Source organism: Lacimicrobium alkaliphilum (assembly GCF_001466725.1).
Taxonomy (GTDB): Bacteria; Pseudomonadota; Gammaproteobacteria; order Enterobacterales; family Alteromonadaceae; genus Lacimicrobium; species Lacimicrobium alkaliphilum_B.
Genome location: NZ_CP013650.1, coordinates 2,224,494 through 2,251,434 on the forward strand (window position 1 = coordinate 2,224,494; position 26,941 = coordinate 2,251,434).

At 49.7% G+C, this 26,941-nt stretch carries 24 protein-coding genes; 12 read left to right on the forward strand and 12 right to left on the reverse strand.

The genetic code is table 11. The features are described 5' to 3' along the window. Positions 1-5: 5 nt before the first annotated feature. From AT746_RS10145 to AT746_RS10155, 3 genes are all read right to left on the reverse strand, one after another. The gene (locus tag AT746_RS10145) at positions 6-1,151 is read right to left on the reverse strand and encodes an enoyl-CoA hydratase/isomerase family protein (RefSeq protein ID WP_062479950.1); all 1,146 of its coding nucleotides are present in this window, start codon (positions 1,149-1,151) and stop codon (positions 6-8) included. A 15-nt stretch (positions 1,152-1,166) separates the two neighbouring features. Beyond that, positions 1,167-2,324, reverse strand: coding sequence for an acyl-CoA dehydrogenase family protein (locus AT746_RS10150; RefSeq protein ID WP_062479952.1), 1,158 nt, complete (start codon positions 2,322-2,324; stop codon positions 1,167-1,169). Between the two features lie 221 nt (positions 2,325-2,545). Then, positions 2,546-4,036, reverse strand: a complete 1,491-nt coding sequence (locus AT746_RS10155; protein ID WP_062479954.1) for a CoA-acylating methylmalonate-semialdehyde dehydrogenase — start codon at positions 4,034-4,036, stop codon at positions 2,546-2,548. Between the two features lie 238 nt (positions 4,037-4,274). Here AT746_RS10155 and AT746_RS10160 point away from each other — a divergent pair, with 238 nt between their 5' ends. From AT746_RS10160 to AT746_RS10170, 3 genes are all read left to right on the forward strand, one after another. Beyond that, a complete protein-coding gene (locus tag AT746_RS10160) occupies positions 4,275-5,948 on the forward strand; it encodes a response regulator (RefSeq protein WP_231730915.1) in 1,674 nt (557 codons plus the stop codon). 60 nt (positions 5,949-6,008) lie between these two features. Continuing rightward, positions 6,009-6,812, forward strand: a complete 804-nt coding sequence (locus tag AT746_RS10165; RefSeq protein ID WP_062479956.1) for an acyl-CoA thioesterase — start codon at positions 6,009-6,011, stop codon at positions 6,810-6,812. A 124-nt stretch (positions 6,813-6,936) separates the two neighbouring features. Then, positions 6,937-7,683 carry a metallophosphoesterase gene (locus AT746_RS10170; protein ID WP_062479958.1) on the forward strand — a complete coding sequence of 249 codons (747 nt, stop codon included), beginning with the start codon at positions 6,937-6,939 and terminating at the stop codon, positions 7,681-7,683. Between the two features lie 25 nt (positions 7,684-7,708). Here AT746_RS10170 and AT746_RS10175 read toward each other — a convergent pair whose 3' ends face one another. The 3 genes from AT746_RS10175 to AT746_RS10185 form a co-directional block, all read right to left on the reverse strand. Next, on the reverse strand, positions 7,709-8,230 hold the full coding sequence (locus AT746_RS10175) for a DUF2937 family protein (RefSeq protein WP_062479960.1): 522 nt from the start codon (positions 8,228-8,230) through the stop codon (positions 7,709-7,711). Continuing rightward, a complete protein-coding gene (locus AT746_RS10180; RefSeq protein ID WP_062479962.1) occupies positions 8,227-8,619 on the reverse strand; it encodes an MAPEG family protein in 393 nt (130 codons plus the stop codon). Before AT746_RS10180 ends, AT746_RS10175 begins: the two co-directional genes overlap by 4 nt. Before the next feature lie 174 nt (positions 8,620-8,793). Then, entirely contained in the window at positions 8,794-9,594 is an 801-nt protein-coding gene (locus AT746_RS10185; RefSeq protein WP_062479964.1) for a substrate-binding periplasmic protein, read from the reverse strand. 165 nt (positions 9,595-9,759) lie between these two features. Here AT746_RS10185 and xthA point away from each other — a divergent pair, with 165 nt between their 5' ends. The 4 genes from xthA (at position 9,760) to AT746_RS10205 (ending at position 13,865) form a co-directional block, all read left to right on the forward strand. Then, complete coding sequence (gene xthA, locus AT746_RS10190; protein ID WP_062479966.1) at positions 9,760-10,566, forward strand: exodeoxyribonuclease III; 807 nt, start codon at positions 9,760-9,762, stop codon at positions 10,564-10,566. Positions 10,567-10,581: 15 nt separating this feature from the next. Continuing rightward, on the forward strand, positions 10,582-11,241 hold the full coding sequence (locus AT746_RS10195) for an energy-coupling factor ABC transporter permease (protein WP_062479968.1): 660 nt from the start codon (positions 10,582-10,584) through the stop codon (positions 11,239-11,241). 10 nt (positions 11,242-11,251) lie between these two features. Continuing rightward, the gene (locus AT746_RS20045; protein ID WP_062479970.1) at positions 11,252-12,580 is read left to right on the forward strand and encodes a hypothetical protein; all 1,329 of its coding nucleotides are present in this window, start codon (positions 11,252-11,254) and stop codon (positions 12,578-12,580) included. Between the two features lie 64 nt (positions 12,581-12,644). Continuing rightward, on the forward strand, positions 12,645-13,865 hold the full coding sequence (locus AT746_RS10205) for a sensor domain-containing diguanylate cyclase (protein WP_062479972.1): 1,221 nt from the start codon (positions 12,645-12,647) through the stop codon (positions 13,863-13,865). A gap of 11 nt (positions 13,866-13,876) precedes the next feature. Here AT746_RS10205 and AT746_RS10210 read toward each other — a convergent pair whose 3' ends face one another. The 5 genes from AT746_RS10210 to rimI form a co-directional block, all read right to left on the reverse strand. After that, positions 13,877-14,815 carry a glutaminase gene (locus tag AT746_RS10210; RefSeq protein WP_062479974.1) on the reverse strand — a complete coding sequence of 313 codons (939 nt, stop codon included), beginning with the start codon at positions 14,813-14,815 and terminating at the stop codon, positions 13,877-13,879. Then, the gene (locus tag AT746_RS10215) at positions 14,815-15,864 is read right to left on the reverse strand and encodes a CNNM domain-containing protein (protein ID WP_062479976.1); all 1,050 of its coding nucleotides are present in this window, start codon (positions 15,862-15,864) and stop codon (positions 14,815-14,817) included. The genes AT746_RS10210 and AT746_RS10215 overlap by 1 nt, the downstream gene beginning before the upstream one ends. Before the next feature lie 81 nt (positions 15,865-15,945). Beyond that, positions 15,946-17,982 (reverse strand): S9 family peptidase, encoded by a 2,037-nt coding sequence (locus tag AT746_RS10220; RefSeq protein ID WP_062479978.1) that lies wholly within the window; start codon positions 17,980-17,982, stop codon positions 15,946-15,948. Positions 17,983-18,093: 111 nt separating this feature from the next. Beyond that, on the reverse strand, positions 18,094-18,540 hold the full coding sequence (gene yfbV / locus AT746_RS10225) for a terminus macrodomain insulation protein YfbV (protein WP_062479980.1): 447 nt from the start codon (positions 18,538-18,540) through the stop codon (positions 18,094-18,096). Between the two features lie 159 nt (positions 18,541-18,699). After that, positions 18,700-19,803 carry a ribosomal protein S18-alanine N-acetyltransferase gene (rimI, locus tag AT746_RS10230; RefSeq protein WP_062479982.1) on the reverse strand — a complete coding sequence of 368 codons (1,104 nt, stop codon included), beginning with the start codon at positions 19,801-19,803 and terminating at the stop codon, positions 18,700-18,702. A 309-nt stretch (positions 19,804-20,112) separates the two neighbouring features. Between rimI and AT746_RS10235 the strand changes: the two genes are divergently transcribed. The 5 genes from AT746_RS10235 to infA all read left to right on the forward strand — a co-directional run bounded on the left by AT746_RS10235 (position 20,113) and on the right by infA (position 24,507). Continuing rightward, the gene (locus AT746_RS10235; protein WP_062479984.1) at positions 20,113-21,579 is read left to right on the forward strand and encodes a RimK family protein; all 1,467 of its coding nucleotides are present in this window, start codon (positions 20,113-20,115) and stop codon (positions 21,577-21,579) included. Positions 21,580-21,652: 73 nt separating this feature from the next. Then, positions 21,653-22,606 (forward strand): thioredoxin-disulfide reductase, encoded by a 954-nt coding sequence (trxB, locus tag AT746_RS10240; protein WP_062479986.1) that lies wholly within the window; start codon positions 21,653-21,655, stop codon positions 22,604-22,606. Positions 22,607-22,648: 42 nt separating this feature from the next. Further along, positions 22,649-23,365: a leucyl/phenylalanyl-tRNA--protein transferase gene (gene aat / locus AT746_RS10245; protein ID WP_062479988.1), complete on the forward strand. Its 717-nt coding sequence runs from the start codon at positions 22,649-22,651 to the stop codon at positions 23,363-23,365. Continuing rightward, positions 23,362-24,057: an arginyltransferase gene (locus tag AT746_RS10250; protein ID WP_062479990.1), complete on the forward strand. Its 696-nt coding sequence runs from the start codon at positions 23,362-23,364 to the stop codon at positions 24,055-24,057. Before aat ends, AT746_RS10250 begins: the two co-directional genes overlap by 4 nt. Positions 24,058-24,288: 231 nt before the next feature. Continuing rightward, positions 24,289-24,507 (forward strand): translation initiation factor IF-1, encoded by a 219-nt coding sequence (infA, locus tag AT746_RS10255; RefSeq protein ID WP_062479992.1) that lies wholly within the window; start codon positions 24,289-24,291, stop codon positions 24,505-24,507. 144 nt (positions 24,508-24,651) lie between these two features. Here the strand turns inward: infA and clpA are convergent, their stop codons facing one another. Continuing rightward, a complete protein-coding gene (gene clpA / locus AT746_RS10260) occupies positions 24,652-26,916 on the reverse strand; it encodes an ATP-dependent Clp protease ATP-binding subunit ClpA (RefSeq protein ID WP_062479993.1) in 2,265 nt (754 codons plus the stop codon). Positions 26,917-26,941 lie beyond the last annotated feature (25 nt).

The following is a 26,941-nucleotide window of genomic DNA, read 5'->3' on the forward strand; positions in this document are numbered from 1 at the left end:
ACTCCTTATCCTTTCAGATCTTTGAGCGGATGATCGTCCTGCGACCAGGGCGAAGTGAAGAAATGTTCAATTAATGAGTCCGGCACCTGTTCCACATCCGGGTATTTCCATTGTGGCTGGTTGTCCTTATCAATCAATAAGGCCCGCACGCCTTCCTGGAACTCTCCCACTTCGCCACAGCGACAGGACAGTCCCAGCTCCATCCTGAAGCAATCTTCCAGGCTTTTCCCCTGCCCCTGCTGTAACTGACGAAACAGAATACAGGCAGTTACAGGCGAACCCGCCTTGAGGGTGGCAATGGCTTTACCAAGCCATTTATCCTCACCCGGATCGAGGGAGACTATCGCCTTGACCACCTGGGCAACAGAGTCACCCTGGGTCACTTTTTCAATCAGTGACTGATGAGATTCAATGTTAGATTCAGGTTTCAGCGACTCACTTTCCTGGGCAAATTGCAGACAGGCTTCACTGAGCTTCTCATGGTTCCAGGTTGGCGCATCAGTCCAGTGGCACTGTTGCAGGTGTTCAACAAACTCTTCTTTACTGCCCTGACTGATAAGATAATCTGCCAGCCCCACATACAGAGCATCGGTTGCATTAATACTGGCGCCGGTCAGGCCCAGAAACAAGCCACAGCCCTTAGGCATACGATTAAGGAACCAGCTTCCACCCACATCCGGATACAAACCAATGGAGATTTCCGGCATGGCAATACGGGCGGTTTCAGTGACGACCCGATGGCTGGCACCTGCCAGCAACCCCAGACCGCCACCCATAGTGATGCCATTACCCCAGATAACAAGTGGCTTATCATAGCTGTGGATAAGATGATCGAGTCTGTACTCGCGGGTGAAAAACTCTTCCACCAGAGCCGGGGTTTCTCCCCCGGAAGCTTGCATGGCTTTATACATGGCGACAACATCGCCACCAGCACAGAATGCCTTTTCTGAGGCGCCGTCTATCAGTACCAAAACGATACTGTCATCCTCACGCCAGCTTTGCAGCTGAGGCAGTAACAGCTCGATCATCGGCAGACTCAGCGCATTCAGTGCTTTGGGATTATTCAACCGGGCATGGCCGATAAATTTACCGCTGCTGGTTTTGATCTTATTAAAAATCACCCAGTCCTGCTGTGTATCCTGTTCAGACATTATAACCTCCTGGTATTACCGTATTTCCCCGGCGCCCTCGGCCAGGACGCGTCTGGCGATAATAAGACGCATGATCTCGTTAGTCCCCTCAAGGATCTGATGCACCCGTACATCCCGCACATGGCGCTCCAGAGGGTATTCCTGAATATAGCCATAGCCGCCATGAATTTGCAGTGCCTGATCACAGACCTGGAAGCCAACATCAGTAGCAAATCGCTTGGCCATGGCGCAGTATGCCGTTTTCTCGGCATCCTGTTGATCCAGTTTAAACGCCGCCAGCCTGACCATCTGCCGGGCCGCTACCAGCTCGGTATTCATATCCGCCAACTTAAACTGCAATGCCTGAAAGGCTGCCAGGGGTTTACCAAATTGCTGGCGTTCATGCATATAATCGCGGGCCGTGTTCAATGCTTGTTGCGCCGTACCGATTGAGCAGGTGGCAATGTTGACCCTGCCCCCATCCAGCCCCTGCATAGCAAATTTAAAGCCTTCACCCTCATTACCAAGCAGATGATCCACAGGGACTTTGACATTTTCAAAACTGACCAGCCTGGTTGGCTGAGCATTCCAGCCCATTTTTTCTTCCGCTTTACCATAGACTATGCCTTGTGCATCCGCGGGTATTACCAGTGCAGAAATGCCTTTGGGACCCTGTTCGCCGGTACGCACCATCACCACCAGCACCTCGGTTTCACCGGCGCCGGAGATAAACATCTTGGAGCCGTTAACAAGATAATGATCACCTTGTTTTTGAGCGCTGGTTCTCAGCGCGGCGGCATCAGAGCCTGAACCCGGTTCAGTCAGACAATAGGATGCCAGCTTCTGCCCACTGACCAGCTCTTCGCACCATTGTTGTTTTATGCTGTCGGTGCCCCAGGTGGCAATCATCCAGGTGGCCATATTATGTATGGTCATCATCGCCGTCGTGGCGGTACAGCCCATCGCCAACTCCTCAAAGATGATGGAGGAGTCAAGTCTGGACAACCCTAAACCCCCGGCATCTTCCGGTGTATACAGACCACAAAAGCCCAGTTCCCCGGCTTTTTGGATCACCTCTTTGGGAAAATAGTGTTCTTTATCCCATTTGGCGGCATTCGGAGCCAGCTCCTGCTGAGCGAACTGTCTGGCGGTATCGGCAAACGCCTGTTGATCGTCGGTAAGATTAAAATTCACCTTATATTACCTCTGAGTATTTTGGCTTATTAGGTCGGCATACACCGACCAATGCTAAGTTCTGTTAAAGGCTGCTTACCACAGAGACACAGAGAGCACGGAGGATGATAAGTTAGAGCTATTGATTGATGAGAGACCAAATTCTCTGACCGTTATAAAACCATCAAAACAGCTACAACCAATTCTTCTCTGTGTTCTCTGTGTCTCCGTGGTGAATATCACTAACGCAGGCTGATGGTCATATTCGGGCCATGGGGAATATCGTCTTCAAACCAGCGACTGGTAATTGTCTTGGTCTCGGTGTAGAAGCGCACTCCCTGTTTGCCATAGGCATGCAGATCACCATAGAAAGAGTTCTTCCAGCCGGTGAATGAGAAAAATGGCAATGGCACCGGAATCGGTACATTAATTCCCACCTGCCCCACTTCAATTTCATGCTGATATTTCCGCGCCGCCGCGCCATTAGCGGTAAAGATGCTGGTACCGTTGCCATAAGGATTACGATTCACCAGCGCAATGGCCTCTTCCAGGCTGTCGACAACCACGCAGCACAATACCGGTCCGAAGATTTCCTCTTTATAGATAGTCATCTCTTCGGTCACATCGCTGAATACGGTGGGCCCCACCCAGTTGCCCTGCTCATAACCGGATAAGGTAAATTCAGAGCCATCCACCAGACAGGTTGCCCCTTCCTGTTTGCCCTGTTCAATCAGGGACAATACCCGCTGTCTGGCCTTGTCACTAATCAGCGGACCAAAACCGGCGTCTTTGTCATTCCACAGACCAGGCCTCACTTTAGCTATCATCTCAGCCAGCTCAGGGATCCAGTCTTTTGAGTCACCCACAAAAACGGCCACAGAGATCGCCATACAACGTTGGCCTGCGGCGCCTACTGAGGCACCAACCAGATTATTCAGCACCTGAGCCTTGTTAGCATCAGGCATGATTACCGAGTGATTCTTGGCGCCGGCAAAACACTGGGCCCGCTTCATATTATCTGTGGCGGTTTTGTAAATATGCTGGCCCACAGGTACCGAGCCGACAAAAGAAACGGCCTTGATATCCTCATGGTGCAACAGATGATTCACCTGGTCGGCCCCGCCGTGCACAATATTCAACAGTCCCTTGGGCGCCCCGGCTTCAAGGAAAAGCTCGGCCAGACGTGTCGGTGTCATCGGATCCTGTTCTGAAGGCTTAAGAACAAAAGTGTTCCCGGCCGCAATGGCCAGGGGAAACATCCATAGCGGGATCATGGCCGGAAAGTTGAACGGGGTAATACCGGCACAAACACCCAGTGGCTGAGTGTAACTGTAGGTATCGATGCCTCTGGCGACATTTTCTACCGTCTCACCCATCATCAGAGCGGGAATATTCATGGCCTGCTCGACCACCTCAATACCACGCCAGACATCACCTTTGGCATCATCAAAGGTCTTACCGGTTTCCTGGCTGAGAATTTCAGCTATCTCATCATGATGAGTTTTTAACAGAGCCTGATAGCGCATCATCAGGCGCGCGCGCTCTGAAACCGCCACATTACGCCAGGTCTTAAATGCCTCTTTGGCACTGGCAATGGCGTTTTCCATTTCCTCATGGGTGGCGCATGGCGCCTGGGCAATCACCTGATTATTCGCAGGGTTGGTCACATCAATATGCTGTTGTGATGTTGAGGCGATAAATTCACCATTAATCAGCAAAGGAATCTGTTTCATAGGGCACCCATTTTATCTTCTGCTGCGGTAACAGCAGCGTGTTAAGAAAGTGTGAGGTACATTAGCAGAATTTTTACCTTAACGTTAACGTCAACCAGCAAAAATCGCTAACTTATGAAAATTCTCTGTAAACTAGCTTAGACAGCTGACAAGCAACTTCCATGCTATGTGCATCATCCTGATTGATTGCTATGCTAGGGCGTGTTGGCCCGGAGCTTATTGCAGTGGAGAATGGCCTTTGGACAGAAACAGAATCAATGTTGCGGTGGTTGAAGATAATGGGGTGGCGCGGATTAACCTGCGCAATCATCTGCTCGAAATGGGCTTTTCTGATATTGGCTGTTACAGCCATGGCAGAGAGCTGAAACCTGTACTGAAGCAACGGCACTTCGACTTATTGCTGATGGACTTTCATCTTGGCCTGTATAAAAACGGCGTTGAAGTGATCAATGAATTGCAAAAAGAAGGGTTACTGAAACCTTCGACCTGCATCGTGTTTGTGACCTCTGATCGGGTGCCAATGATTGTTGGTCAGATTATGGATGTGCACCCTGATGCGCTGGTTCTCAAACCCTATACGATTCGTAATCTGGAAAAGACCCTGATGGCCTGCATGCGCTTTAATCAGTTTATGCAGCCTGTGCTCAGACTGATGGATAAGGATGACTATCCCAGGGCTCTGGAAACCCTGGAGCTGTTGATGGAGGAAAACAAAGAGCCCAAGTACCGCACCAATATGACCAAGCTCAAAGCCAGGATCCTGACCAGGCTGAAGCGTTATAAAGAAAGCGCGGCTATTTATGAAGAAGTGCTTAAAACCTCAGATAAGATTATCTGGGCCAAGTGGGGGCTGATCCAGAGTACTCACCTGACAGGAGAAACAAAACAAAGCGAAAAAATGCTCGAAGCCATGCTCGACACCCACCTGACCAGTGACAAGGCCTGCGAGTGGCTGGCCAGAATCAATATCGACAAGCAGGATTACGATAACGCGCAGCGCTATCTGGACAAAATCAAAGACGGCGAATTGTCGCTCTCAGCAGCCCGTTTAAAGGCTTATCTTTATCAGACACAGGATCAGATGGACGACGCCATTCGTCTGCTGGAGAAGAAACGGGAATCTAACCGTAATATCCGGGAACGCTTTACCGAGCTGTCATTGGATCTGGCCCGCTGTTATCTGACGATGGCCCGGGACACGCCCATGAATGAACGAGGCAAGCATTTGCAGGTGGCACGCTATTTAATCGGGGGGGCTGGTCGTAATCTGCACGGTAACGAGATTGATGTTAAACGAAACTATATGACCGCGCTGGCGGCAGTGCTTGAAGATGATAAAGCCAAAGCCCGCGAATTACTGTCACAGGAAGGACTTGAAGACACCGCCTTTATGGATATTCCAACGCTCTCTGATGCAGTCAGCACCTGGCATGATCTCGGTGAAAAAGGCAAAGCCTCCGAACTTTTGCATGAGCTGGAGCAAAAACTGACTAACCTGCCCGATGAAAATGAACGCACCGTCTCCAGTCTGATGATGTTAAAGAATGAACAGGCTCTGGGCGACAAGAAATCCAGAGCCCTGGAGTTTAACAAGAAAGGGTTGGAGTTTTACGTCAAAGATGACTTTGCTGATGCTATCGATCTGTTCTATCAGGCCTATATTCTGTTTCCCAGTGAACCGGCCTTTAGTCTTAACCTGCTGCAATCCATGGTAGAGGCGAAAAAACTGGTACATAAAAAGGTCATTATTGCCGGCCTGCAACAGGAGCTCAGTGCACAGGCGCTCTCCTCCGCCAATGCCAAGCGCTTCGCCGGCATAGTGCAAAAGATCAATAAGGACGAACTGGATAAACTGTCTGTGCAGGAAAGTGAAGATACGGAACCGTCAGAACAGGCCCCGCAAGATAGATAGCACTGGCTTTACTCAACACGTCTGACCAGTTAAGCTATTTGTTTTAGCCTGGAAAATTTCATGCATATCGACCAGTTGTTGCACACCGTGCGCGATAACGCTTCCCTAGAGAGTACAGTAGTAACCGTCCCTAAGGACTGGACACAGGGACGCACCCTGTTTGGCGGTTTATCGGCCGCTTTGATGTATGAAGCGATAAAAAACAGAGTAAAAAGTGATCGGGTGCTGAGATCCCTGACCACTAACTTTGTCGGTCCTCTGGAGCCCGATATCGCATTTGAAATTCAGGTGCAGATTCTGCGAGAAGGGAAAAACGTCACCCAGGTAACAGCTCAGGCAATACAGAACAATCAGGTGGCAGTATTCTGCCAGGCCTGCTTTGGTACTCACAGAGACTCCAAAGTGCGGGTGGACAATCGAACACAACACAATATGACGCTGCCTGAAAAGGCAAAGTTTATCCCGCAGATCCCCAAAGTCACACCTAAGTTTTTAAAGCATATGGATCTTGCCCTGGTCGAGGGTGGCCTGCCCTTTACCGGTAAAAAAACCGCAAAAACCTGCGGCTGGATGCGTTTTACTGACACGCCGGAACAGATCAGCGATGCCCACCTGATCGCGCTGATTGATGCCTGGCCACCGACCATATTACAGATGCTGCGCTGGCCTGCGCCGGCAAGCACCATGAGCTGGAATCTGGAGTTTATCCATCCCCATCAGCCCGTAGCAGCCGATGACTGGTTTGCTTATCAGGCAGATACCCGCCAGGCCGCCGATGGCTATTGCCACAGCGAGGCCAACATCTGGGATGCCGGAGGGGAATTGGTGGCCATCAGCCGGCAAATTATCGCGGTATTCGACTAGCGGGCACTGAGTTACAGTCTGAGCGCTCATTTATGAATTATTTATGACGCCCCTTGATCAGAAAACCTGAGCTGTTAGCGTATATGACCTGCTCATACAGTCTGTATCATTCCGGAATCTGAACATGCAACAGATGGCTCTGGCCAGGCTTCTATCCGGTTTCCGGCGCCTGCAGGAATTAGAGGCCAATCACGGCGGAAAAGACTACTTTGTCGGTGACATTCACGGGCAGTATGACAAATTGCAACAGGCAATGGCTAAAGTGGACTTTAATCCCCGCCAGGATCGGCTTTTCAGCACAGGCAACCTGATAGACTATGGCAATGACAGCCTCAGGGTACTGAGCCTCCTTTCACGGGACTGGTTTTTTGCGGTCGTGGGTATTCACGAGCTTTATCTGCTGGACGCCCTGAAGCGTGATCATTATCTGGGCTGGTATACTCAGGGGGGAAACTGGGCCTTTGATAAAAAGCTGCGGATTAACGTCGATCTGGCGCAGGCCAGCGAATATCTTACCAGGCTGCCAATTGCGTATCGCATTGAGCAAAAGAAACATGGGGATATCGGCGTTATCAGCGGTTTACCTTTGCAGCCTTTTACCCCGGAAGGGTTTCAGCAAGCCAGCTTAAATGCCCTCTATCGTTGTATTCAGTCCGGCATTTCACCGGACCAGAAAGCCGATATATACCAGCCACTAAGTTGTATTGTCTGCGGCGGTCCTGCGGCACAAAAACTATGGGCAAAAGGCAATGCTGTAGCTATCAATCAGGGGGCCAGATACCTGCCGGCCAAAGGCAAGATACAGTTAAACAAGGTGAAAAAATTACTCAAAATCGTCCATAAACAAACTGCCTATCAGCCACTTATCTGAGCATTCAGATACCATGATCTGATCATTATACAGAACGGCTGCCACGGAATGGCAATGCACAGAGACCGCAAAAAAGATCAAAAAACATCATGATCAGCAGACCGCTTATCAGGCCCCAGCCTATAGCCTGGCCATTCAGGGTTATCTGATAATCATAGTGCTGCCTCGCTTCGCTAAAGAGTACGGGGTCGGTATCAAAAAGGCCATACCAGATACGCTGCAACTGCGATTCACTGAGCCTGTCGGCGAGATTTTGCAAATACTCATGGCGTTTTACCAATGCCTGCAGGCTGTTTCCGCCATCCCTTATCGCTGTATCGGCGTTCTGCCGGTATCGTTCAATCAGCTTGTTCAGATCGCCGCCGGTATGCACCCGTGCATCCTGCAAAAAGGGCTGTAAACTCTGGCGAGCCTCACTCAGGTGCGCCAGTAACGTATTCTCGTAATGATGAATAAATGCCGGTAACTGCAAACCTGCCAACAGCGCCGCCATAAAGATCAGCAACCGCAGGTATCCGTGACAGGTCCGCAGTACGCCGCGAATCATAACAACAAGCCCAACCTGGGCAAGGCGTAGCCGATGGCTATACCCGCTGCGGCGAGTAACACCAGAAACGTTAACATCATACCCACTACCCGTAATCTCAGATTTTTAGCCGGTATCGCATAAGCATGTATCAGACGGCCAATCAACAACACCAGGCAAAGAAACTGGATAATAAGAGAGTACAGGCCAGCGGCTTCGATCATAAAAATAAGCAACAGAGCCAGAGGCAGGTACTCGAGTGCATTCCCCTGAGCCCGGATTGCCAGTTGTAAGTCAGTATTGCCACCATCACCGATGGCAACTTTATGCTTGTTCCTGAGCACTATCACCCTGGCTGAAAGAAACACCACCAGCAAGGTTAATATTCCGGTATAAAACAGCGTAATCATAACTATCCTTATTTTATCTTGTTCAACTACTCAAACTACGACACTCATTCGTTAGTTATCAAGTAATAATACCGGTCAGCTATTTAATTTACACCGGTCAATATTGGAGTACTCAGCCTGAAACGGGTATAACGCCGGGGAGAATTAAGAAAGTTAACCTTTGACCAGATACAGTCACTGTGCGGAAAAGAAAGCATTCATCTGTTGCTGCCACTGACGGTAATCGCTGGTACTGAAACCATGCTGATCAAACAGTGTGGCGACTCCGGGTAAGCGATATACCGTTTTAATACCATTATTAAGACGGCGCAACACCCGGGTGGCCTGTTTATTATTCTGGAGCGAGGCAACATGCACATTGCTGTACATCAGCACCTCCCCGACAGGCTTAAGGCAATTCACACCATAATCCCGCGACTCATTCTGACAATAAAACCGCGCCAGGGTTATGCCTAATACGACATAATCCAGCCGTCCCCCCTGCAACATTTCATACAGATTAGCTCTGTCGTTAACAGGGTAAATGTGCTCAAAGCCCATTCTGATCGCTTCTTTCTGATGCAGGGATTTATCTACTGCGCCGACCTTTACCTGCCCGATGTTTATCTGACTGAGGGCATTAACCGGATTTGAGGGTAAGGTATACAACATACTGCCCTCGGGCACCAAAGGATAACTGAAAGTAAGCCAACCTTGCCTTTCCGGTGTTTTCAGTACACCAAAAATCAGCTCGACTTTATTATTCTTCAGCCTGCTGATAGCGCCATCCCAGGAGCTCTGCTGGGGAATAAGCTGTATCTGCTCTTCCTGCGCGGCCAGCTGCAATATGTCCCATGATAACCCATAGGCCGTTGATGCCTTTACAAAACTCTCATGAGGCTCAAAAACGGCAATAGAAATCTTCTGTGCAGCCGCGGTCACTGAACTGAAAAACATCAGTGCAGAGGCGATAACCACTTTTGAGTTGCTTTCCATACCAGTCATCCTTTGTACAAAAGGCTGCGCCATCGGTACCGTCCATCGACAACCGATCAGTTATTGTATGAGTATAGCGGCCAGACAATTATTCGCTTTAAACAGGGTTACCGCTACTGGCTGGATTTGCTAACATAGCTCAACTTTCCAGAAACAGCGAATACCATGAAGTTTATTTCCTTTAATATCAACGGGCTACGTGCCAGGCTGCATCAGCTTCAGGCATTGATCGACAAACATCAACCCGATGTGATCGGCTTGCAGGAAACCAAAGTCCATGACGACATGTTCCCTCTTGCCGATGTGCAGGCAATGGGCTATGAAGTTCACTACCATGGTCAGAAGGGCCATTATGGTGTAGCCCTGCTGTCGAAACAAGCTCCTGAGTCAGTGCAGATAGGTTTCCCTGATGATGGTCCTGATGCACAACGGCGCATGATTATGGCCACGTATGCAATGGAAAACGGACAGTCTGTCAGAGTGTTAAACGGTTATTTTCCGCAGGGAGAAAATCAGGAGCATCCAACAAAATTTCCCGCCAAGCGTAAGTTTTATGCCGACCTGATGCACTACCTCAACAGCCATCACAACCCAGACGAAAATCTGATCGTCATGGGAGATGTGAATATTTCCCACCAGGACCAGGATATCGGTATTGGAGAAGCGAACCGTCTGCGCTGGTTAAAGACTGGCAAATGCAGTTTTTTACCCGAGGAAAGAGTCTGGCTGAACACCCTGCTGGATTGGGGGTTTAAGGACAGTTTCCGCAGTCTGAACCCCGACTCAGAAGATCAATTCAGTTGGTTTGATTACCGCTCCCGCGGCTTCGATGATAATCGGGGCCTGCGTATCGATTTGATCCTGGCTACGGATACCTTGCACCAACGCCTCACGGATGCCGGCATCGATTACGAGCTAAGAGGTATTGAGAAACCCTCTGATCACGCCCCTATCTGGGCCGAGTACAAATAACAGGACGCACAGACGTTGTTTGAAAGTATCACCCTGCTGCAGACTCTGGCTTGGTTAGTATATCTGGCAATATTGGCTTTTTTATTGCGTTCCGTGCCAGGCCAGACATTGAAGCAGGACAAAAAAGTCCAGCACCTGTTGTTTGGATCCGCTGCCAGTCTGTTTGTTCTGTGGCTATTCAGGGCCGGCATTTATACCGGACTGAACGTGCATTTCCTGTGGCTGACTGCTCTGACTCTGGTTCTGGGCTACCGTGGGGCCCTGCTCAGTGCTTCACTGGCGTTGCTGGGTATTACTATTATCGGTAAAGAAAGCTGGAATATGTTCGGCATCAACGGTCTGCTCGGTCTGTGTCTGCCAGTAAGCCTGAGCTACCTGATATATAGTCTGTCATTTCATAAACTCCCCCGGCATTTCTTTATTTATATATTCCTCTGTGCCTTTCTTCCCGGTGCACTGATGATCGCGTTAAAGATGCTAGCTATCGGCGGTTATTACTGGCTGGACGGGATCCATGACTGGACGGTAATTAAGGATAATTATCTGATCCTTATTCCCTTATTATTGTTCCCCGAGGCCATGTTAAATGGCATGACCATGACGTTGCTGGTGATGTATAAACCTGCGTGGGTATACACCTTCTATGACAAATTCTACCTGAACGACAAACCCTGAGGATATCAACATGGTAAACAAGTGCAGATGCGTTTTCACCCTGAGCCTTTTATTCAGTTGTATTCCTCAGGCTATCGCCCAGTCGGCTCCTAATGCCCAGCAACGTGTTGAAGCCCAATTGCAGGATGAGCCCTTTTATCAGCAGGTTCTTAAAGCGCCGGCCCTTATTCCCGGGAACATGACACAAACCTCTGTCAACTGCTCTCTCACACCGAATGATGATATTCACCCACAGTACAAAAGTGCGAAGCAAAGTCAGTCAGACAAAGCCGGTTGGGAGCAGCGTATCAGCGCCAACTGGGACTATTTTGAGGATGTTGAGCAGGACAGTAAAATACTGATGATCGATTCCCGCCATCAGGGCGATGATATGGCCTACCGATATCTGGCCAATGACAACAGTCACAAATTGCTTTATGAGCCATGGAGCACCTCAAAAGTCATGGCCATTACCGCTGCAATCAGTAAAGCCAGAGCTCAGGGGGTTGGCGCCAGAAGCCTGGCCGGCGGCAAGGTGCCAGTGGCAGACCTGATTACCAGTATCCATACCTATCAGCCCTTTGGTGGTGCAGATGGCAATTCCAATGCCATTGCCACCTATCTGGTCAATGCCGCCGGACGGGACTACATCAGCGGCCTGTTCCAGGGTAACTGGCTGAGAATAGCCAATCCCTCTGTCGGTCTTCGTGGTGGTTACTACGTTGAGATTTTTAACCCTGGCGCGCCCTTCTGGCTGGACAAACAGAATAATCGCCAGGCAGCAATGCCAGTGCTGATCGCCAATGATGCTGACCCCGGTTATCGCAGCTACCGTTGCCAGGAATGCGGTCTGACCGGCAACAAACCAATGACTACCCTCGCCCAGGCTGAGTGGCTCAAACGCCTGGCGGTACATGAGCGGGACGAGAGTACCCGGCACCCAAATCTGACCAGCGATGACATTCAGACCCTGTTTTACGGTGATGGACATTCCGATAGCAGGCATCAACATGGCGGAATGATAATGGGCATTTCCCGTCTGCTGCCCCATGCCCTGAGCCAGGCTCTTGGCGGCAATAATGATAATGCCAAAACTACACTGGATAACCTCACTGATGGTCAATGGCGGATTTTCCAGAAAATTGGCTGGGGTCCGAGTGAAACGCGCGGTAAATCTGAAGTGGCGGTACTGGCGCATGTTTGTCTGCCCGGTGTGCAGGGTGGCCGCGAGTTCACCCTCGCAGCACATACTGCAGTAAATGGCGATGCCGAGGTAAGAGTCAGTGATGCGGCAAAAAAAATGCAACGACTGCTCAATCAGAGCATTAATAAGTTACTCAAAGAGACAAAGAGTAAATAATCGCAAGAGGCCCCGGGTTGTGCTCTCAGCTCTTTTATTGGTCAGTCACTAAGGTTGCGACTTTATGCTGTTAAGACTCCAGATGTTAGTCAGAAGGTTGCTGCCGGTGATGATACTGCTGGCTCTGGTTCAGTGGCTTGTACAGAGCAACGCTTCACTGTTATTCCGTTGGTCTGAACAATTCAGCTATGTGCCATTAGTGGCAATCCTCTTTGCCATGCTGGTTGCGCTTAAGTTTGGTCGCAGCCGCATGGTGCTCGCATGCCTGCTATTGGGCTATTTATGCAGCAAAGGCCTGTGGCCGGACGTATTCGCGCAATGGCTGCTGACCTGGCTTGATGTCACTGCATTAATGGCAGTGTTGTGTTTATTGCTATGGGACAAGGATCGCGGCTTCGCCTTGTTCAATCTGCTGCTTACCCTGGTCTGGATATCACTGACTGTTGTTGCGACGACACTGCTGTTCGAGTACTTCCCGCTGGATTGGCAGCATTGGCTGAAACCTCTACATGAACTGCTGCCACCTACTGTCGCCGGGAAAGTTTCCCCTTTGCAATGGTGTTTTTACCTGATATTGGCACTGAGCGGATTGCTCCGGTTACTGCTCAATACCAGTCACAGCCACTGCATGCTGTTTGCGAGTATGCTTATATTGCCGGTGCTGGACTATCAGAACCAGTTTATCGTGACACAAGTTACAGTTTTTACTCTGGCACTGGTGTTCTTAAGCGCCGTAATCGTCGATAGCCATAATATGGCTTTTCGGGATGAACTGACGGGCATTCCCTCTCGCCGCGCCCTGATGCAATACACCCAAACCCTGGGCAGCCGTTATGTGATAGTGATGGCAGATATCGATCATTTTAAGTCGTTTAACGATACCTATGGCCATGATGTGGGCGATCAGGTACTCAAGCTGGTCGCCAGCAAACTGCAACAGGTCAGCGGCGGCGGCAAAGCCTTTCGTTATGGTGGTGAGGAGTTTACTCTGGTGTTCCCAAGAAAGTCTGTGCAACAGGTTCTGCCCCACCTCGAATCCCTGCGCAGCCTCATTGCTGGCTATCAGATGATGATCCGGGCACACGACAGGCCGGTAAAAAAATCAGCAAAGAAAACCAATCCTTATCGCCGCTCTGCAAGCCAAAAGCAGGTGAGTGTTACCTGCAGTTTTGGTGTTGCCGCCAGAAGCCGGTCCCATAATCAGTTTACAGCGGTACTCAAGCTGGCGGATCAGGCCCTGTATGATGCAAAAAAAGCCGGCAGAAACTGCATAAAAAGCCGCTAGCAGTCCCGACTTCAGTATACAGACAGTCCCAGTTGTTCTGCTATGCCGGTAATCATATGCATACCTAAGCAGGAGTTACCAAAGTTATTCAGTCTTGGACTCCAGGCACAGATCACCCCATACCCGGGTACAATGGCAACAATACCGCCTCCCACACCACTTTTTGCCGGTAACCCCACCGTAAAGGCAAACTCACCGGATTGGTCATACATACCACTGGTAGAAAGAATCGCGTTAACCCGGTGAGCATCACGACGCGAACAAACCACTTTTTCAGTCAGTGGCTGCACCCCTCGATTAGCCAGAAATGTCAGACTGCTCGCCAGTTGTTTACAACTCATATTCACCGAACACTGATAGAAATAGTGCGCCAGCACCTTTTCTACATCGGCTTCGATATTGCCGAAACTTTTCATCAGATAGGCCATTGCGGCATTACGACTGCCGTGTTGCCTTTCTGACTGGAAAACATCGTCATCCGCAAAAATCTGCTCGCAACCGGCTAACTGGCGAATAAAACTGATCAGGGCCTGACGGCTGGCCGAATAATGGCTGACCAGCACATCGGCAATAAGAATCGCACCGGCATTGATAAAGGGATTGCGGGGAATGCCATGCTCATAATCAAGTTGCACGATGGAGTTAAAGGGCAAGCCCGAGGGTTCCATATGCACCCGTTGCCACAGGCTGTCCCCGGCTCTGTTCATGGCCATCACCAGACCAAAAATTTTTGACAGGCTCTGAATCGAAAAACCCACTGTTGCATTACCTGCACAGTACAGTTTCCCGTCTACTGTGGCCAAAGCCAGCCCCACCTGCTCAGGGTTAACCCGGGCCAGTGCCGGTATATAGTCAGCGACCTTACCACTCACCGGCAGCGCTCTCGCTTCGCTCACTAACTGCTTTAAAAAAGGCTCAATATCAAAGCGTTGTTTTACGGTCCAATCCATCAATCATCCTTATGGATCATCATTTCAGACTCCCGTCGGCGGCTCATCAGGTGTGCCAGTTTCTTCATGCTGATATTTTTGTCTTTCTCATCGACAATCTCCATGCCCAGCATGGCCTCCAACAGATCTTCAAGGGTCAGGATCCCTTCCAGGCCACCATACTCATCCACAACCAGCAGGATATGGGCGCGGTTATCCAGAAAATAATCAAAGGTGCGCACCAGTGGCATACTGCTGAGCATGGTAACCATTTCCTTGCGGTATTCCTTTAGCACCCTCTTGCCGTTGCCCCTTGCCTGCGCCAGCAATAGATCCGTTTTCATCACAAAACCTGAAACCTGTTCCGGTTCATTCTCATACACCGGAATTCGCGAAAATGCGACATCATCATGCTTATGAAAGAAGGTTTCTACTGTCATGGTCTCCGGCACTGAAAACACCACCGTTCGGTGGGTCATTGCATCCCTGATGGTCAGTTGGTGCAGGTTCAGAAGGTTCTGCATAATATGCGCTTCGCGCATGGCCAGTTGCCCCTCATCTTTTGACAACTCCGCCATGGCCAGCAACTCTGCCCGGTTCAGCCCTTTCAATGGATTATCATCGGTAAAATGCCGTGTCAGCCAGTCTGACATTTTCACAAAAGGATAGAGGATGATGATCAGATACTTAAGAAAGTATGCAGTAGCCGGTGCCAGGTTTCGCCAGTAGGTCGCCCCAAGAGTTTTCGGGATAATCTCGGATAACACCAGAATCAACAGAGTCAGAACAGCAGAGGCCAGGCCCAGATAAGCATTGCCAAACACCACGGCTGCCTGTGCCCCGGCTCCGGCAGCTCCGAAGGTATGGGCAAAGGTATTCAGGGTTAAAATAGCCGATAAGGGCCGGTTGATATCGCTGGTTTGTTGCCGCAATAGTTTACCACTGGGTTTGCCCTGCTCTTCCTGCACTGAAATATAGGCATTGGAAAGGCTCAGGATAACCGCCTCGGCCACAGAACAGACAAACGAAAAGCCCAGTGCAATAAATACATAGAGCAATAGCAATAACATAATGCCAATATCCTTAAAAAAACAGGCTCCATTTATGGAGCCTGTTTTGTATCAGAATTTGCTGTTAAACGCGAGGGCCTGCTAGTCCGACTTTTCACCACGATACTTTTCAAACCACCAGAGAATATACTCCACCTTGCTCATCAGGTTGCTTGGGCGCTTGTATATGCCGTGAGGCGCATCAGGTATACGTACCATAGCCGTATCAACGCCCTGAAGCTTAAGGGCCTGATAGTACTGCTCAGACTCTGATATGGGGGTCCGATAGTCGGCTTCACCTGTCAATAGCATGGTCGGGGTCGTCACATTGCCCACATAGCTGATGGGTGAGCGTTGCATATAGCCTTCGAGATCTTCCCAGGGCTTGGCGGCAAACCAGTATTTATAGAAATACGGGTAGAAATCTGAAGTGAGTACGAAGCTGTACCAGTTGATCACAGGTTTAGCGACTACAGCGGCTTTGAATCTGTCGGTATGACCAACAATCCATGCACTCAGCACGCCACCACCTGAACCACCGGTGACAAACAACTCGTTCTCATCAACAAAGCCCTTATCAATCACCGTATCCACCGCAGACATCAGATCGTCGTAATCCTGACTCGGATAGTTCAGGTGGATGGTCTGAGCAAACTCCTTGCCGTAACTGGAACTGCCTCTGGGATTGATATATACCACCACGTAACCGGCAGCGGCATAGAGCTGGATTTCAGTCGCGAAGTGCGGCCCATAAGCGGTTACCGGACCACCATGGATCTCCAGCAGCATGGGGTACTTTTTACTCTTGTCAAAGCCTGGCGGGTAGGCTATCCAGCCCTGAATATCGCGGCCATCAGCGGAGGATTTAAACCAGAACTCCTCTACGTCCGCCAATGTCTTGTGCCCCAGCGCATCATCATTCAGTCTTGTCAGTTGGGTATCCTTACCCTCTTTGTGCATCCCCACATCGGCCGGGCGGTCCGGGGCAGAATAGGCAAAGGTAACAGTACCGTTACCCGCCACATCAAATTCACTGCTGGTGTAGGGGCGACCGTAAGATTGCCCGCCTAATTTATCGGTAAGCTGTTTAGCCTTACCTTTGAGTGGCTGATAGGCTAGCAGGGTTTTGCCCTGGTCATCGTATTGAATATACAGACCCCGACCTTTGCCATCCCAGTGCACACTATCAACACTGCGATCCAGATCGGCGGTCAATGAACGGGTCTCGCCCGAAGACAGTTCACGCACATAAACCTGAGCATTTTCATAGTTAGTGCCTTTATCATCATAGCCCAGGTAAGCAAGATACTTACCATCCGGTGAGATTACCGGCTGGCTGTCCGGCCCGTTACGGTCAGTAACAGCCTGGATATCGCCATTGGCCATGTTCAGTGCGTAAATGTCGGTATTGACCGGCGCCAGACGGAAGTTTTCATTCCGGTTTGCGGAGAAATACAGCTGACTGCCATCCTGACTCCAGCTCATGGCGCCGTTGTGATTAAACTCATCGAAAGTCACTTGCCTGGGTGTGCCGCCTTGTGCACTGAGCACAAAAATCTGTGTAAAGCCCGGTTTGGTATAACCGCCACCGTCGAAGCGATAGTAAACATCATCAATGTAAATGGCTGGCTCTGCCCACTCTGCACCATCGGGTTTACCCGGCAGGGAAACCGGCGCTTGCGGCTTTTGTGATACAAACATCTGAAATGCCAGCTGCTTACCATCAGGAGACCATGTCAGTTTTGACGGAGAAGCCGTCAGATTGGTCATCTGGCCTGTGGCGCCGGTTTCCAGCCACCGCATATGAATCTGTGGTTTGCCGGATTCAGTGGAGATATACGCCAGGCGCTTATTGTCCGGTGACAAGGCCATGCCATATTGCTGATGTTTACCTGTGGTGACCGGTGTTAAGTCGCCGCTTTGCGTTACCTTCCAGATATTGCCAAGCTTTTTATCACTGTAAATGTCCATGTAATGGCGGATAAAATAGACCGCACTGCCATCATTGGTGATATTAAGATCGGCAGCATATTCAAGATTAAATACATCCTGTGATTTGAGGATCTCTGGTTGTTCTGCTGCAAAGGTGTTTACAGACAGAAACAGCGCTGACGCGCCGAAAGCGGAGATTATTTTCATTGTTAGATCTCTGATTATTAGCCCACGACTAGTGTTGCATCGCGGTGTCCACTTGTCACCCGAACTTTATCGCAGAAAATCCGGGTTTGGACACAGTCATAACGCTAACGATCAGAACCACTGGCGGGTGAACACTTTATCCAGCTCTTTAAATGCGGTACCCAGCAGATTGGCCAGCTCCTTATAGCGGGGCCGCGCTTTAACATTTTGCAACTGACAGCCCTGTTGGCGCATTTTCTGATGGATTTCACGGTACCAGCTGGCGATGGCTGGCGGCAGAGTCTGATTGGACCGGTGCCCGAGCCACAACAGCCCCTGCATCGGCAGACTAATAAAAAAAGCGGCAAGCGCAATCGCCTGAGGCAAGGCACTCTGGCCCATGGTACTCAGATGTACCGTAGCAACCAGAATAGCCAGTGGTGGCATAAAGCGGATACTGAAACGGGTTGCAGCAATCACCCGGCACTCAGGAAAGAGGCCATAAAGCTCTTTTTTCATTGGCCATGCTTGCATATAGGCCTGACCATCTTTAAACAAAGCTGGAATTGACTGCGCCATAACTGCCTCTCGTGTTTACTGCCTTTATGTGGCACACAATGACCACAACCCTATATTCAAGTGTATCAGCTATCTGTGCCTTATCAGGTAAAAAACCGGAACTGACAGCTAAGGTTCGGTTTTATATGGTGATTTATACGTTCAATGTGCAGGGGCGGTTCACCCGCGCTTTTGTATCACCAGAGTACTGGTTAAGCGCTCACGGCCAAATAATGCCATTTTAATAAATTCTTCCCGGCTGACCGGCACATCAATAAAATCCAGCGGCGTCTGCCAGGGCTCATGATCCATTTCAGGATCGGTGACGGATACACAATGGCGGTCAGCGGCAGAGACCAGCACCCAGTGTGGTGCCTTGTTACGGGTTAGCCGCCAGACGCTGATCAGACTCACCAGCACCGCTCCTTGTGCCAGATAATGATCCAGTTGCTGTAACGACAGCGGCGCATAGTGCTGAGTGATATCGGTGCCTGAGGCTTCACTGAGAAAATGCTGATGGACCCGGTGCATCACTTCCTTTTTCTGCGGATCACGGACCGAATTAAGAAAGGGCACCGAAGTCTGGGAAACAAACAGGTCCACCTTATAGCCCCGACGCCAGGCACTCAGCGCCAGACCTAAGCCGCTGCAGCCGCCATGTCCAGAGGTCATATAAATAGTGGTGGCTTCCCGCCAGATCTGAATCTCTTCCTGCATCGACATGCTATAGCCCGGATCCAGCTTATGCATCGCCATCATCAGACTGGCAGGGCCACAGGTAAAATCCAGTGTCTGCTGATAGCGTTCGGTCGGATGCAGGTTAAGCGACGCCGTGCCTAAACTTTTCTCCATCTGCAAGGCGTCACTGCCATCTTCGTAATACTCCTTAACCACGCCGATGCGGTGATAGCCGAGTTTACGGTACAGGCCAATGGCTGCATCGTTGTCGGTACGCACTTCCAGGCGCATAAACAGGCAAAGCTGCTCAGCCGCCCGTTGTTGCACTTCCCGCAACAGGGTGTTGGCAATGCCCTGCCCCCGGAATCCATCCGACACCGCAATAGAATAAAGCCGTGCCAGCTGTGTTCCCTTTCGGTATAACACCAACGCGTAACCGGCCAATTCATTATCCTGCATCGCCAGAATAAGGCTGCAATGACCCTTGCGGATAAAATAGCTGAAGCTGCGCCGGGATATTTTATCGGTGCTAAAGCTCTGTTTTTCCAATGCCACCAGGGCGGGAATATCGGTTACTGTGGCGCTGCGTAAATGAAGGCTACTCAAAGAATTGACCTGAACATGTATCAGATTGCAGTGTATTGTTTATGGTGAAAAAAACAACATATTAAAAGTGATTTTCTTAATCGATTTATTCCATTATTCAAACGGTTAATTTCCTGTACTTTAGCGCAGATTAACCCGTTTCCTGAAACGCCCCTGTAAAGGAAAAAAATGAGTTCTGACTCAAGTTCAAGACAGGGGCACAGTGTGTAAGGCATACATGAACACTTTTGACACAGTGCCCGGACAAAAGAGCATTTTCTGGCCGGACATTAACTACACTGACAGTTTCAGATTTAAATAAGGAAAGCTATGTCCGGATATTATGTGGTAGTTGACAATCTTGATGACTGGGCGCCCTATTTCCCCAGCCGTGAAGTTATCTCCTTTGACCAATACCTGGCGAAAACCGATGCCAGCACAGAGCGCACCGTACGTATCCTGAACCTGTGCCGGAACAAACGCGCGCTGGGGCGCGGATATTACTGTTCATTGCTGGCCGAAGCCCGTGGACACAAGGTGATCCCGGATATCAGCACCATTAATGATCTGCGCCGCAAGAAGCTTTACAGCCTGCGACTTGAAGAGATTGCCAAATCCCTGCATAAACTCAAGGCACAGGATGACAGTAATAAACTCACCCTGAGAGTCTTTCTCGGCGAAACCCAGTTAAAAGACTGCACAGAGCTGGCTAAGGCGGTATTTGACCGCTTCCCCGCGCCTATTCTTGAAGTGACGCTGGTGAAAAATCGTCACTGGTCTTTGGACAAGATACAGCCACTGTCATTACAGGATATCAGCAACGAATCCGAACAGGAGTTTTTAGCCAACACGCTGGAGCGATTCAGCAACAGACTGTGGCGCAAACCCAAAGCCCGTAAACATTATCGTTACGATGTGGCCATGCTTTGTGATGCAAGCGAAGCGATGCCGCCCAGTGATAAAAAAGCCCTGAATAACTTTGTCAAAGCAGCAGACAAGCTGGGGATCAATCTTGAGCTCATTGGCAAAAAAGATTACGTCAGACTGGCTGAGTACGATGGACTTTTTATCCGTGAAACCACCTCTATCGATCATCATACTTATCGCTTTGCTAAAAAAGCAGAGGCCGAAGGCATGGTGGTAATCGATGATCCCACTTCTATTTTACGCTGCACTAACAAAGTGTATCTGGCCGATCTGCTGCGCACCAACAAGGTCCCTACCCCAAAAACCTTGTTACTGAGTAATACTGATAAGCAGAGTCTGGAGCATGCTATCGAGTATCTGGGTTTGCCTATTGTGCTGAAAATTCCCGATGGAGCCTTTTCCCGCGGCATGTTTAAAGCCACCAACATGAGTGAGCTGGTTGATGCCATGAAGCAATTAACTCGCACCTCGGCCTTGGTTTTAGCGCAGGAGTTCTTATATACCGACTATGACTGGCGCATTGGCGTGCTCAATAACAAGCCCCTTTATGCCTGTAGATATTTTATGGTAAAAGGCCACTGGCAGATTTATCGCCATGATGATGCCACCAATGTGGCCACTGGCGGTTTCGAGACCATGCCCACCTATGAGGTGCCACCCAAAGTGCTGGATGCCGCGTTACGGGCCTGCAAACTTATCGGCGACGGATTTTACGGCGTCGATATTAAGCAAACGGCTGAGGGTAAAGTGGCGGTCATTGAGGTGAATGACAACCCGAGTATCGATTCCGGGGTGGAAGACAAGTTTCTCGGCCAGGCACTGTACCAGGAAGTGATGGCAGAGTTCCTGCGCCGGATGGAGTTACAATAGACAATCTGATTGGTGCCGATTCTTTTGTGGCACTGCGTCAAACCGATTAAACATTAAATAAACTGGAGTAATTATGGCTGAATCAAGACATAGCCGCCTGATGATATTGGGCTCTGGCCCCGCCGGCTACACGGCCGCTGTTTACGCAGCACGGGCAAACCTGAACCCTGTACTGATCACAGGTATGCAACAGGGTGGGCAATTGACCACCACCACTGATGTCGAGAATTGGCCGGGCGATGCCGAGGGTCTTCAGGGACCTGATCTGATGGTAAGAATGCAAAAACACGCCGAGCGTTTCGATACAGAAATCATTTTTGATCATATCAATGAGGTCGACTTTTCCAAACGCCCCTTCACGCTCAAAGGTGACAGTGGCGCTTACACCTGTGATGCACTGATCATCTCCACCGGTGCATCTGCAAAGTATCTTGGACTTGAAAGTGAACAGGCTTTCATGGGTAAAGGTGTTTCTGCCTGCGCTACCTGCGATGGTTTCTTCTACCGTAATCAGAAAGTCGCTGTAGTAGGTGGCGGTAATACCGCCGTCGAAGAGGCACTGTACCTGTCTAATATCGCCTCAGAAGTGCATGTGATTCACCGTCGTGAATTCTTTCGCAGTGAGAAGATTCTCTCTGATCGACTGATGGAAAAAGCCAAAAACGGTAATGTGGTTATGCACCTGAACAAAACCCTGGACGAAGTGTTGGGTGATGATATGGGTGTCAACAAGATCCGTATTCGCGACACACAGAATGACAGCACTGAAGAACTGGATGTGATGGGCGTGTTTATCGCTATTGGTCACAAGCCCAATACCGATATGTTTGAAGGTCAGTTGGCTATGAAAGACGGTTATATTCAGATCAAGAGCGGTCTGGATGGCGGTGCTACCGCAACCAGTGTTGAAGGTGTATTTGCCGCAGGCGATGTCTGCGATCATGTTTACCGCCAGGCCATAACTTCCGCCGGAACCGGCTGTATGGCTGCGCTGGATGCAGAAAAGTATCTTGACGGCCTGGAGTAATAACACGCAAACAGGCCCCCTGTGGGCCTGTCTCTCTCCGCTATGACACTTTCACTGCCTAAGCTGGATCATCGGCTCCAATTTCCTGAGCCTGAGCAGGCATTAGTGGAACCTGACGGGCTGCTCGCCTTTGGCGGTGATCTGTCTGTACCACGGCTAACTCTGGCCTACAGCAATGGTATTTTTCCCTGGTTCAGTGAGGGTGAGCCGATTCTGTGGTGGTCTCCGACTGAGCGCGGCATACTCGAGCTGGATGATTTTATCTGCCACAAAAGCCTGCGCAAACTGGCCTGCTCGGGTCGCTACCGGGTAACCCTCAATCACGACTTTGAATCAGTAATTCAGCGTTGTGCCAGGGTACCCAGAACAGATAAGGGTACCTGGATCACCGCCGCCATGATTGCCGCCTATACAGAACTGCATCATCAGGGCTGGGCCCATTCGGTAGAAGTCTGGCAACAAGATGAACTGGTGGGTGGTTTATATGGCGTCAGCATTGGCCGGGTGTTTTGCGGTGAGTCTATGTTTCATCTTCGTGATAACACCTCTAAACTGGCATTCTTTTACCTGGTCAGGTGGCTGAAGCGACACCAGTTTGATTTTATCGACTGTCAGTTACCCAACCCCCATCTTAATACGCTTGGCTGTAGCACCCTGTCCCGGGAAGCTTTCTTAAGACGATTACAAAAGGCCTGCATCCAAAGCGTTAGCAGCAAGTGCTGGGAATCAGAAACCCTGTCAGATGTATTACAACCATGAGATTTGGACTGACACAGGCATTTCCCTGCAGTTACCTGCCTGACAAACAGGAACAGGTTCTGCTGCATCTGAATGATGAGCCCATCAGTAACCAGGCTTATGCCAGACTACTGGAAAATGGTTTCAGGCGCAGCGGGGATGCCATTTACCGGCCTCATTGCCCTGCCTGTGATGCCTGCCAGTCACTGCGCATTGCCGTAAAGGATTTCCGACCAAGCCGGAACCAGCGACGAATCATCAATAAGAACAATGATTTAGCTATATGTTTGAGTGACCAGGATAAAGACGAGTATTACCCGTTATATGAACGCTATATCCTTGCCCGCCATACCAATGGCAGTATGTATCCGCCAACCCCTGAGCAATATCGTCATTTTATTTCCAGTCACTGGGCAGGTACACAATTTTTAGAGTTCAAACTTGAGCAGCAACTTGTTGGTGTTGCGATAACCGACAGTATCGATAACGGCCTGTCTGCGCTTTACACCTTTTTTGAGCCCTCACTGGAAAAACGATCTTTGGGAACCTTCGCTATACTTAAACAGATATCCTTAGCTCAGCAGCAGAATAAACACTATCTTTATCTGGGCTATCAGATTAATGATTGCAGTAAAATGAATTACAAAGCCCGATTTGCTCCCAATCAGCGTTTTATTGACAACAAATGGCAGCAATTCACTGATCCGGAATAAAAAAACGGGCTTTAGCTTTACACTGGCGCTGATATTGGGCAAAATCTGCGCGGCATTTTATATTAAGCTGGCTGCGATTTTTGATTCGCACAGCATGATACTTCACAGGGAAAGCGCTCAGGCCGGTTGTCGAACCGGAACATGGCTGAGTCGGAAGTCCATTAATAAGATTCTGGCAGGCAGGATAACCTGTTTCAGAAAACACTGATTTTAAAAAGGTAATATTTTTAGATGGCGAAAGAAGACTGTATTGAAATGGAAGGCACGGTTTTGGATACCCTTCCAAATACTATGTTTCGTGTTGAGTTGGAAAATGGTCATGTGGTGACCGCACATATCTCCGGAAAAATGCGTAAAAACTACATCCGAATCCTTACCGGTGACAAAGTCACGGTTGAACTGACACCTTATGACCTCACCAAAGGCCGCATAGTCTATCGCGCCCGTTAGTCTTCAAGCAGAAAAAACAAAAGCCCGACTTATGGTCGGGCTTTTTTGTTTGTCTCATCCTGTGAGACTCACCCGCTTCGCGGGCCAGCTAAAGCTGTCCTAAAACTCTCCCGGAGTTTTAGTGTTCGTCTTATCCTGTGAGACTCAGGCCTCGACCTCACGATCATCGGTGGCATAATCAAAGTGCAACTTATCGTCCACCAGATCAATTTTCACGCTGCCACCGGATGACAGTTCACCAAACAGCAATTGATTGGCCAGCTCTTTCTTAATCTGCTCCTGAATAAGACGGGCCATAGGGCGTGCACCCATGGTTTTGTCATAGCCTTTTTCAGCAAGCCAGGCCCGGGCGGCAGAAGACACTTCCAGAGAGACGCCTTTCGCATCCAGTTGCACCTGCAGCTCAACAATAAATTTGTCCACTACCTGCAGAATAACCTCAGGCTCAAGATGGTTAAACCAGATAATGCCATCAAGGCGATTTCTGAATTCCGGACTGAATACCCGGTTAATTTCATCCATGGCATCATGGCTGTGATCCTGCTGCTTAAAGCCAATAGACTTACGTATCGTCTCCTGAACCCCGGCATTGGTGGTCATCACCAGTACCACGTTACGAAAATCCACCTTGCGACCATTATTATCCGTCAGGGTACCGTGGTCCATCACCTGCAGCAGGATATTGTAAATATCGCTGTGCGCTTTTTCGATTTCATCCAACAGCACCACAGAATATGGGTGCTTAATCACGGCATCGGTCAGCAATCCACCCTGATCAAAGCCCACGTAGCCGGGAGGCGCACCTATCAGGCGACTGACCGCGTGACGTTCCATATACTCAGACATATCGAAGCGCTGCAGTTCAACCCCCATAATCTTGGCCAGTTGCTGTGTGACCTCGGTTTTACCCACACCAGTCGGGCCGGCAAACAGGAAGCTACCAATAGGCTTAGTTTCATTACCCAAACCTGAACGCGATAAACGAATCGCATCGGTCAGGGTACTGATGGCGTTGTCCTGACCAAATACCACCATTTTGAGATCGCGATCCAGGCTTTTCAGCACTTCTTTGTCCGAAGCAGAAACCGACTTTTCAGGGATCCTCGCCATTTTGGCAATTATATGTTCAATCTCACCCACACCGATGGTTTTCTTACGCTTGGACACCGGCAGCAAACGCTGACTGGCGCCCGCTTCATCCATCACATCAATAGCTTTGTCGGGCAGGTGACGTTCGTTAATGTATTTAGCGGATAACTCTGCGGCAGCCTTGACCGCCTTCTGAGTGAAACGCACACCATGGTGTTTTTCATAGCGGGATTTCAGTCCCATCAGGATCTTGGTGGTATCCTCGACACTGGGTTCGTTCACATCAATTTTCTGGAAACGGCGGGCCAGAGCCCGGTCTTTCTCAAAAATTCCCTGGTATTCCTGATAGGTGGTAGAACCGATACAACGCAATTCACCACTGGAAAGCTTAGGTTTAAGCAGGTTAGAGGCATCCATCACTCCGCCCGATGCCGCGCCGGCACCAATAATGGTGTGGATCTCATCGATAAATAATATGGCATGTTCGTCTTTTTCAAGATCACGGAGAATAGACTTAAGGCGCTTCTCAAAATCACCCCGATACTTAGTACCGGCCAGTAAGCCACCGAGATCCAGTGAATAGACCGTCGCCTCGGAAATCACTTCCGGTACTTCTTCGTTGACGATTCTGTAGGCCAGACCTTCTGCGATGGCGGTTTTACCAACCCCGGCTTCCCCTACCAACAAAGGATTGTTCTTGCGGCGGCGGCACAGTATCTGAATCGTCCGCTCCAGTTCAAGATTACGGCCAATCAGTGGGTCAACCTTACCCTCTTTGACCATCAGGTTGAGGTTGCTGGCATATTTTTCCAGCGTAGTACTGCCCTCTTCCGCCTCCTGAACATCTTCCTCGCGTTCAGTATGTGGAGCACTTTCGTCCTCAGACTTGGTCACACCATGGGAAATATAATTCACAACATCCAGACGGGTCACATCGGCCTTTTTCAGGATATATACCGCCTGCGATTCCTGTTCACTGAATATGGCCACCAGCACATTGGCGCCGGATACTTCATCCTTACCGGAAGACTGCACATGAAATACAGCCCGCTGTAACACGCGCTGAAACCCCAGAGTTGGCTGGGTTTCACGATCAGAATCAGGGCCATCGAGGATCAAAGGTGTAGTATCTTTGACAAAATCTGTCAGTTCAGCCTTGATGGAATCAATATTGGCTCCGCAGGCTCTGAGCGCATCCCGTGCGGAAATATTGTCCAGCAATGCAAGCAGCAGATGCTCTACGGTCATAAATTCATGGCGATGCTCTCTGGCGAAAACAAATGCCTGATTTAACGTCTGCTCCAAGTCTTTATTTAACATACCCGACCCTCTTACTACTGACGAT

Excerpts from the sequence above, each read along its gene's own strand:
- xthA (WP_062479966.1), top strand. The coding sequence starts at position 9,760 with ATGAAGTTTATTTCCTTTAATATCAACGGGCTACGTGCCAGGCTGCAT.
- AT746_RS10205 (WP_062479972.1), top strand. The coding sequence starts at position 12,645 with ATGCTGTTAAGACTCCAGATGTTAGTCAGAAGGTTGCTGCCGGTGATG.
- AT746_RS10250 (WP_062479990.1), top strand. The coding sequence starts at position 23,362 with ATGAGATTTGGACTGACACAGGCATTTCCCTGCAGTTACCTGCCTGAC.
- AT746_RS20045 (WP_062479970.1), top strand. The coding sequence starts at position 11,252 with ATGGTAAACAAGTGCAGATGCGTTTTCACCCTGAGCCTTTTATTCAGT.
- AT746_RS10220 (WP_062479978.1), bottom strand. The coding sequence starts at position 17,982 with ATGAAAATAATCTCCGCTTTCGGCGCGTCAGCGCTGTTTCTGTCTGTA.
- aat (WP_062479988.1), top strand. The coding sequence starts at position 22,649 with ATGACACTTTCACTGCCTAAGCTGGATCATCGGCTCCAATTTCCTGAG.
- infA (WP_062479992.1), top strand. The coding sequence starts at position 24,289 with ATGGCGAAAGAAGACTGTATTGAAATGGAAGGCACGGTTTTGGATACC.
- AT746_RS10235 (WP_062479984.1), top strand. The coding sequence starts at position 20,113 with ATGTCCGGATATTATGTGGTAGTTGACAATCTTGATGACTGGGCGCCC.
- AT746_RS10175 (WP_062479960.1), bottom strand. The coding sequence starts at position 8,230 with ATGATTCGCGGCGTACTGCGGACCTGTCACGGATACCTGCGGTTGCTG.
- trxB (WP_062479986.1), top strand. The coding sequence starts at position 21,653 with ATGGCTGAATCAAGACATAGCCGCCTGATGATATTGGGCTCTGGCCCC.
- AT746_RS10185 (WP_062479964.1), bottom strand. The coding sequence starts at position 9,594 with ATGGAAAGCAACTCAAAAGTGGTTATCGCCTCTGCACTGATGTTTTTC.
- AT746_RS10145 (WP_062479950.1), bottom strand. The coding sequence starts at position 1,151 with ATGTCTGAACAGGATACACAGCAGGACTGGGTGATTTTTAATAAGATC.
- clpA (WP_062479993.1), bottom strand. The coding sequence starts at position 26,916 with ATGTTAAATAAAGACTTGGAGCAGACGTTAAATCAGGCATTTGTTTTC.
- AT746_RS10165 (WP_062479956.1), top strand. The coding sequence starts at position 6,009 with ATGCATATCGACCAGTTGTTGCACACCGTGCGCGATAACGCTTCCCTA.
- AT746_RS10170 (WP_062479958.1), top strand. The coding sequence starts at position 6,937 with ATGCAACAGATGGCTCTGGCCAGGCTTCTATCCGGTTTCCGGCGCCTG.
- AT746_RS10210 (WP_062479974.1), bottom strand. The coding sequence starts at position 14,815 with ATGGATTGGACCGTAAAACAACGCTTTGATATTGAGCCTTTTTTAAAG.
- yfbV (WP_062479980.1), bottom strand. The coding sequence starts at position 18,540 with ATGGCGCAGTCAATTCCAGCTTTGTTTAAAGATGGTCAGGCCTATATG.
- AT746_RS10215 (WP_062479976.1), bottom strand. The coding sequence starts at position 15,864 with ATGTTATTGCTATTGCTCTATGTATTTATTGCACTGGGCTTTTCGTTT.
- AT746_RS10155 (WP_062479954.1), bottom strand. The coding sequence starts at position 4,036 with ATGAAACAGATTCCTTTGCTGATTAATGGTGAATTTATCGCCTCAACA.
- AT746_RS10180 (WP_062479962.1), bottom strand. The coding sequence starts at position 8,619 with ATGATTACGCTGTTTTATACCGGAATATTAACCTTGCTGGTGGTGTTT.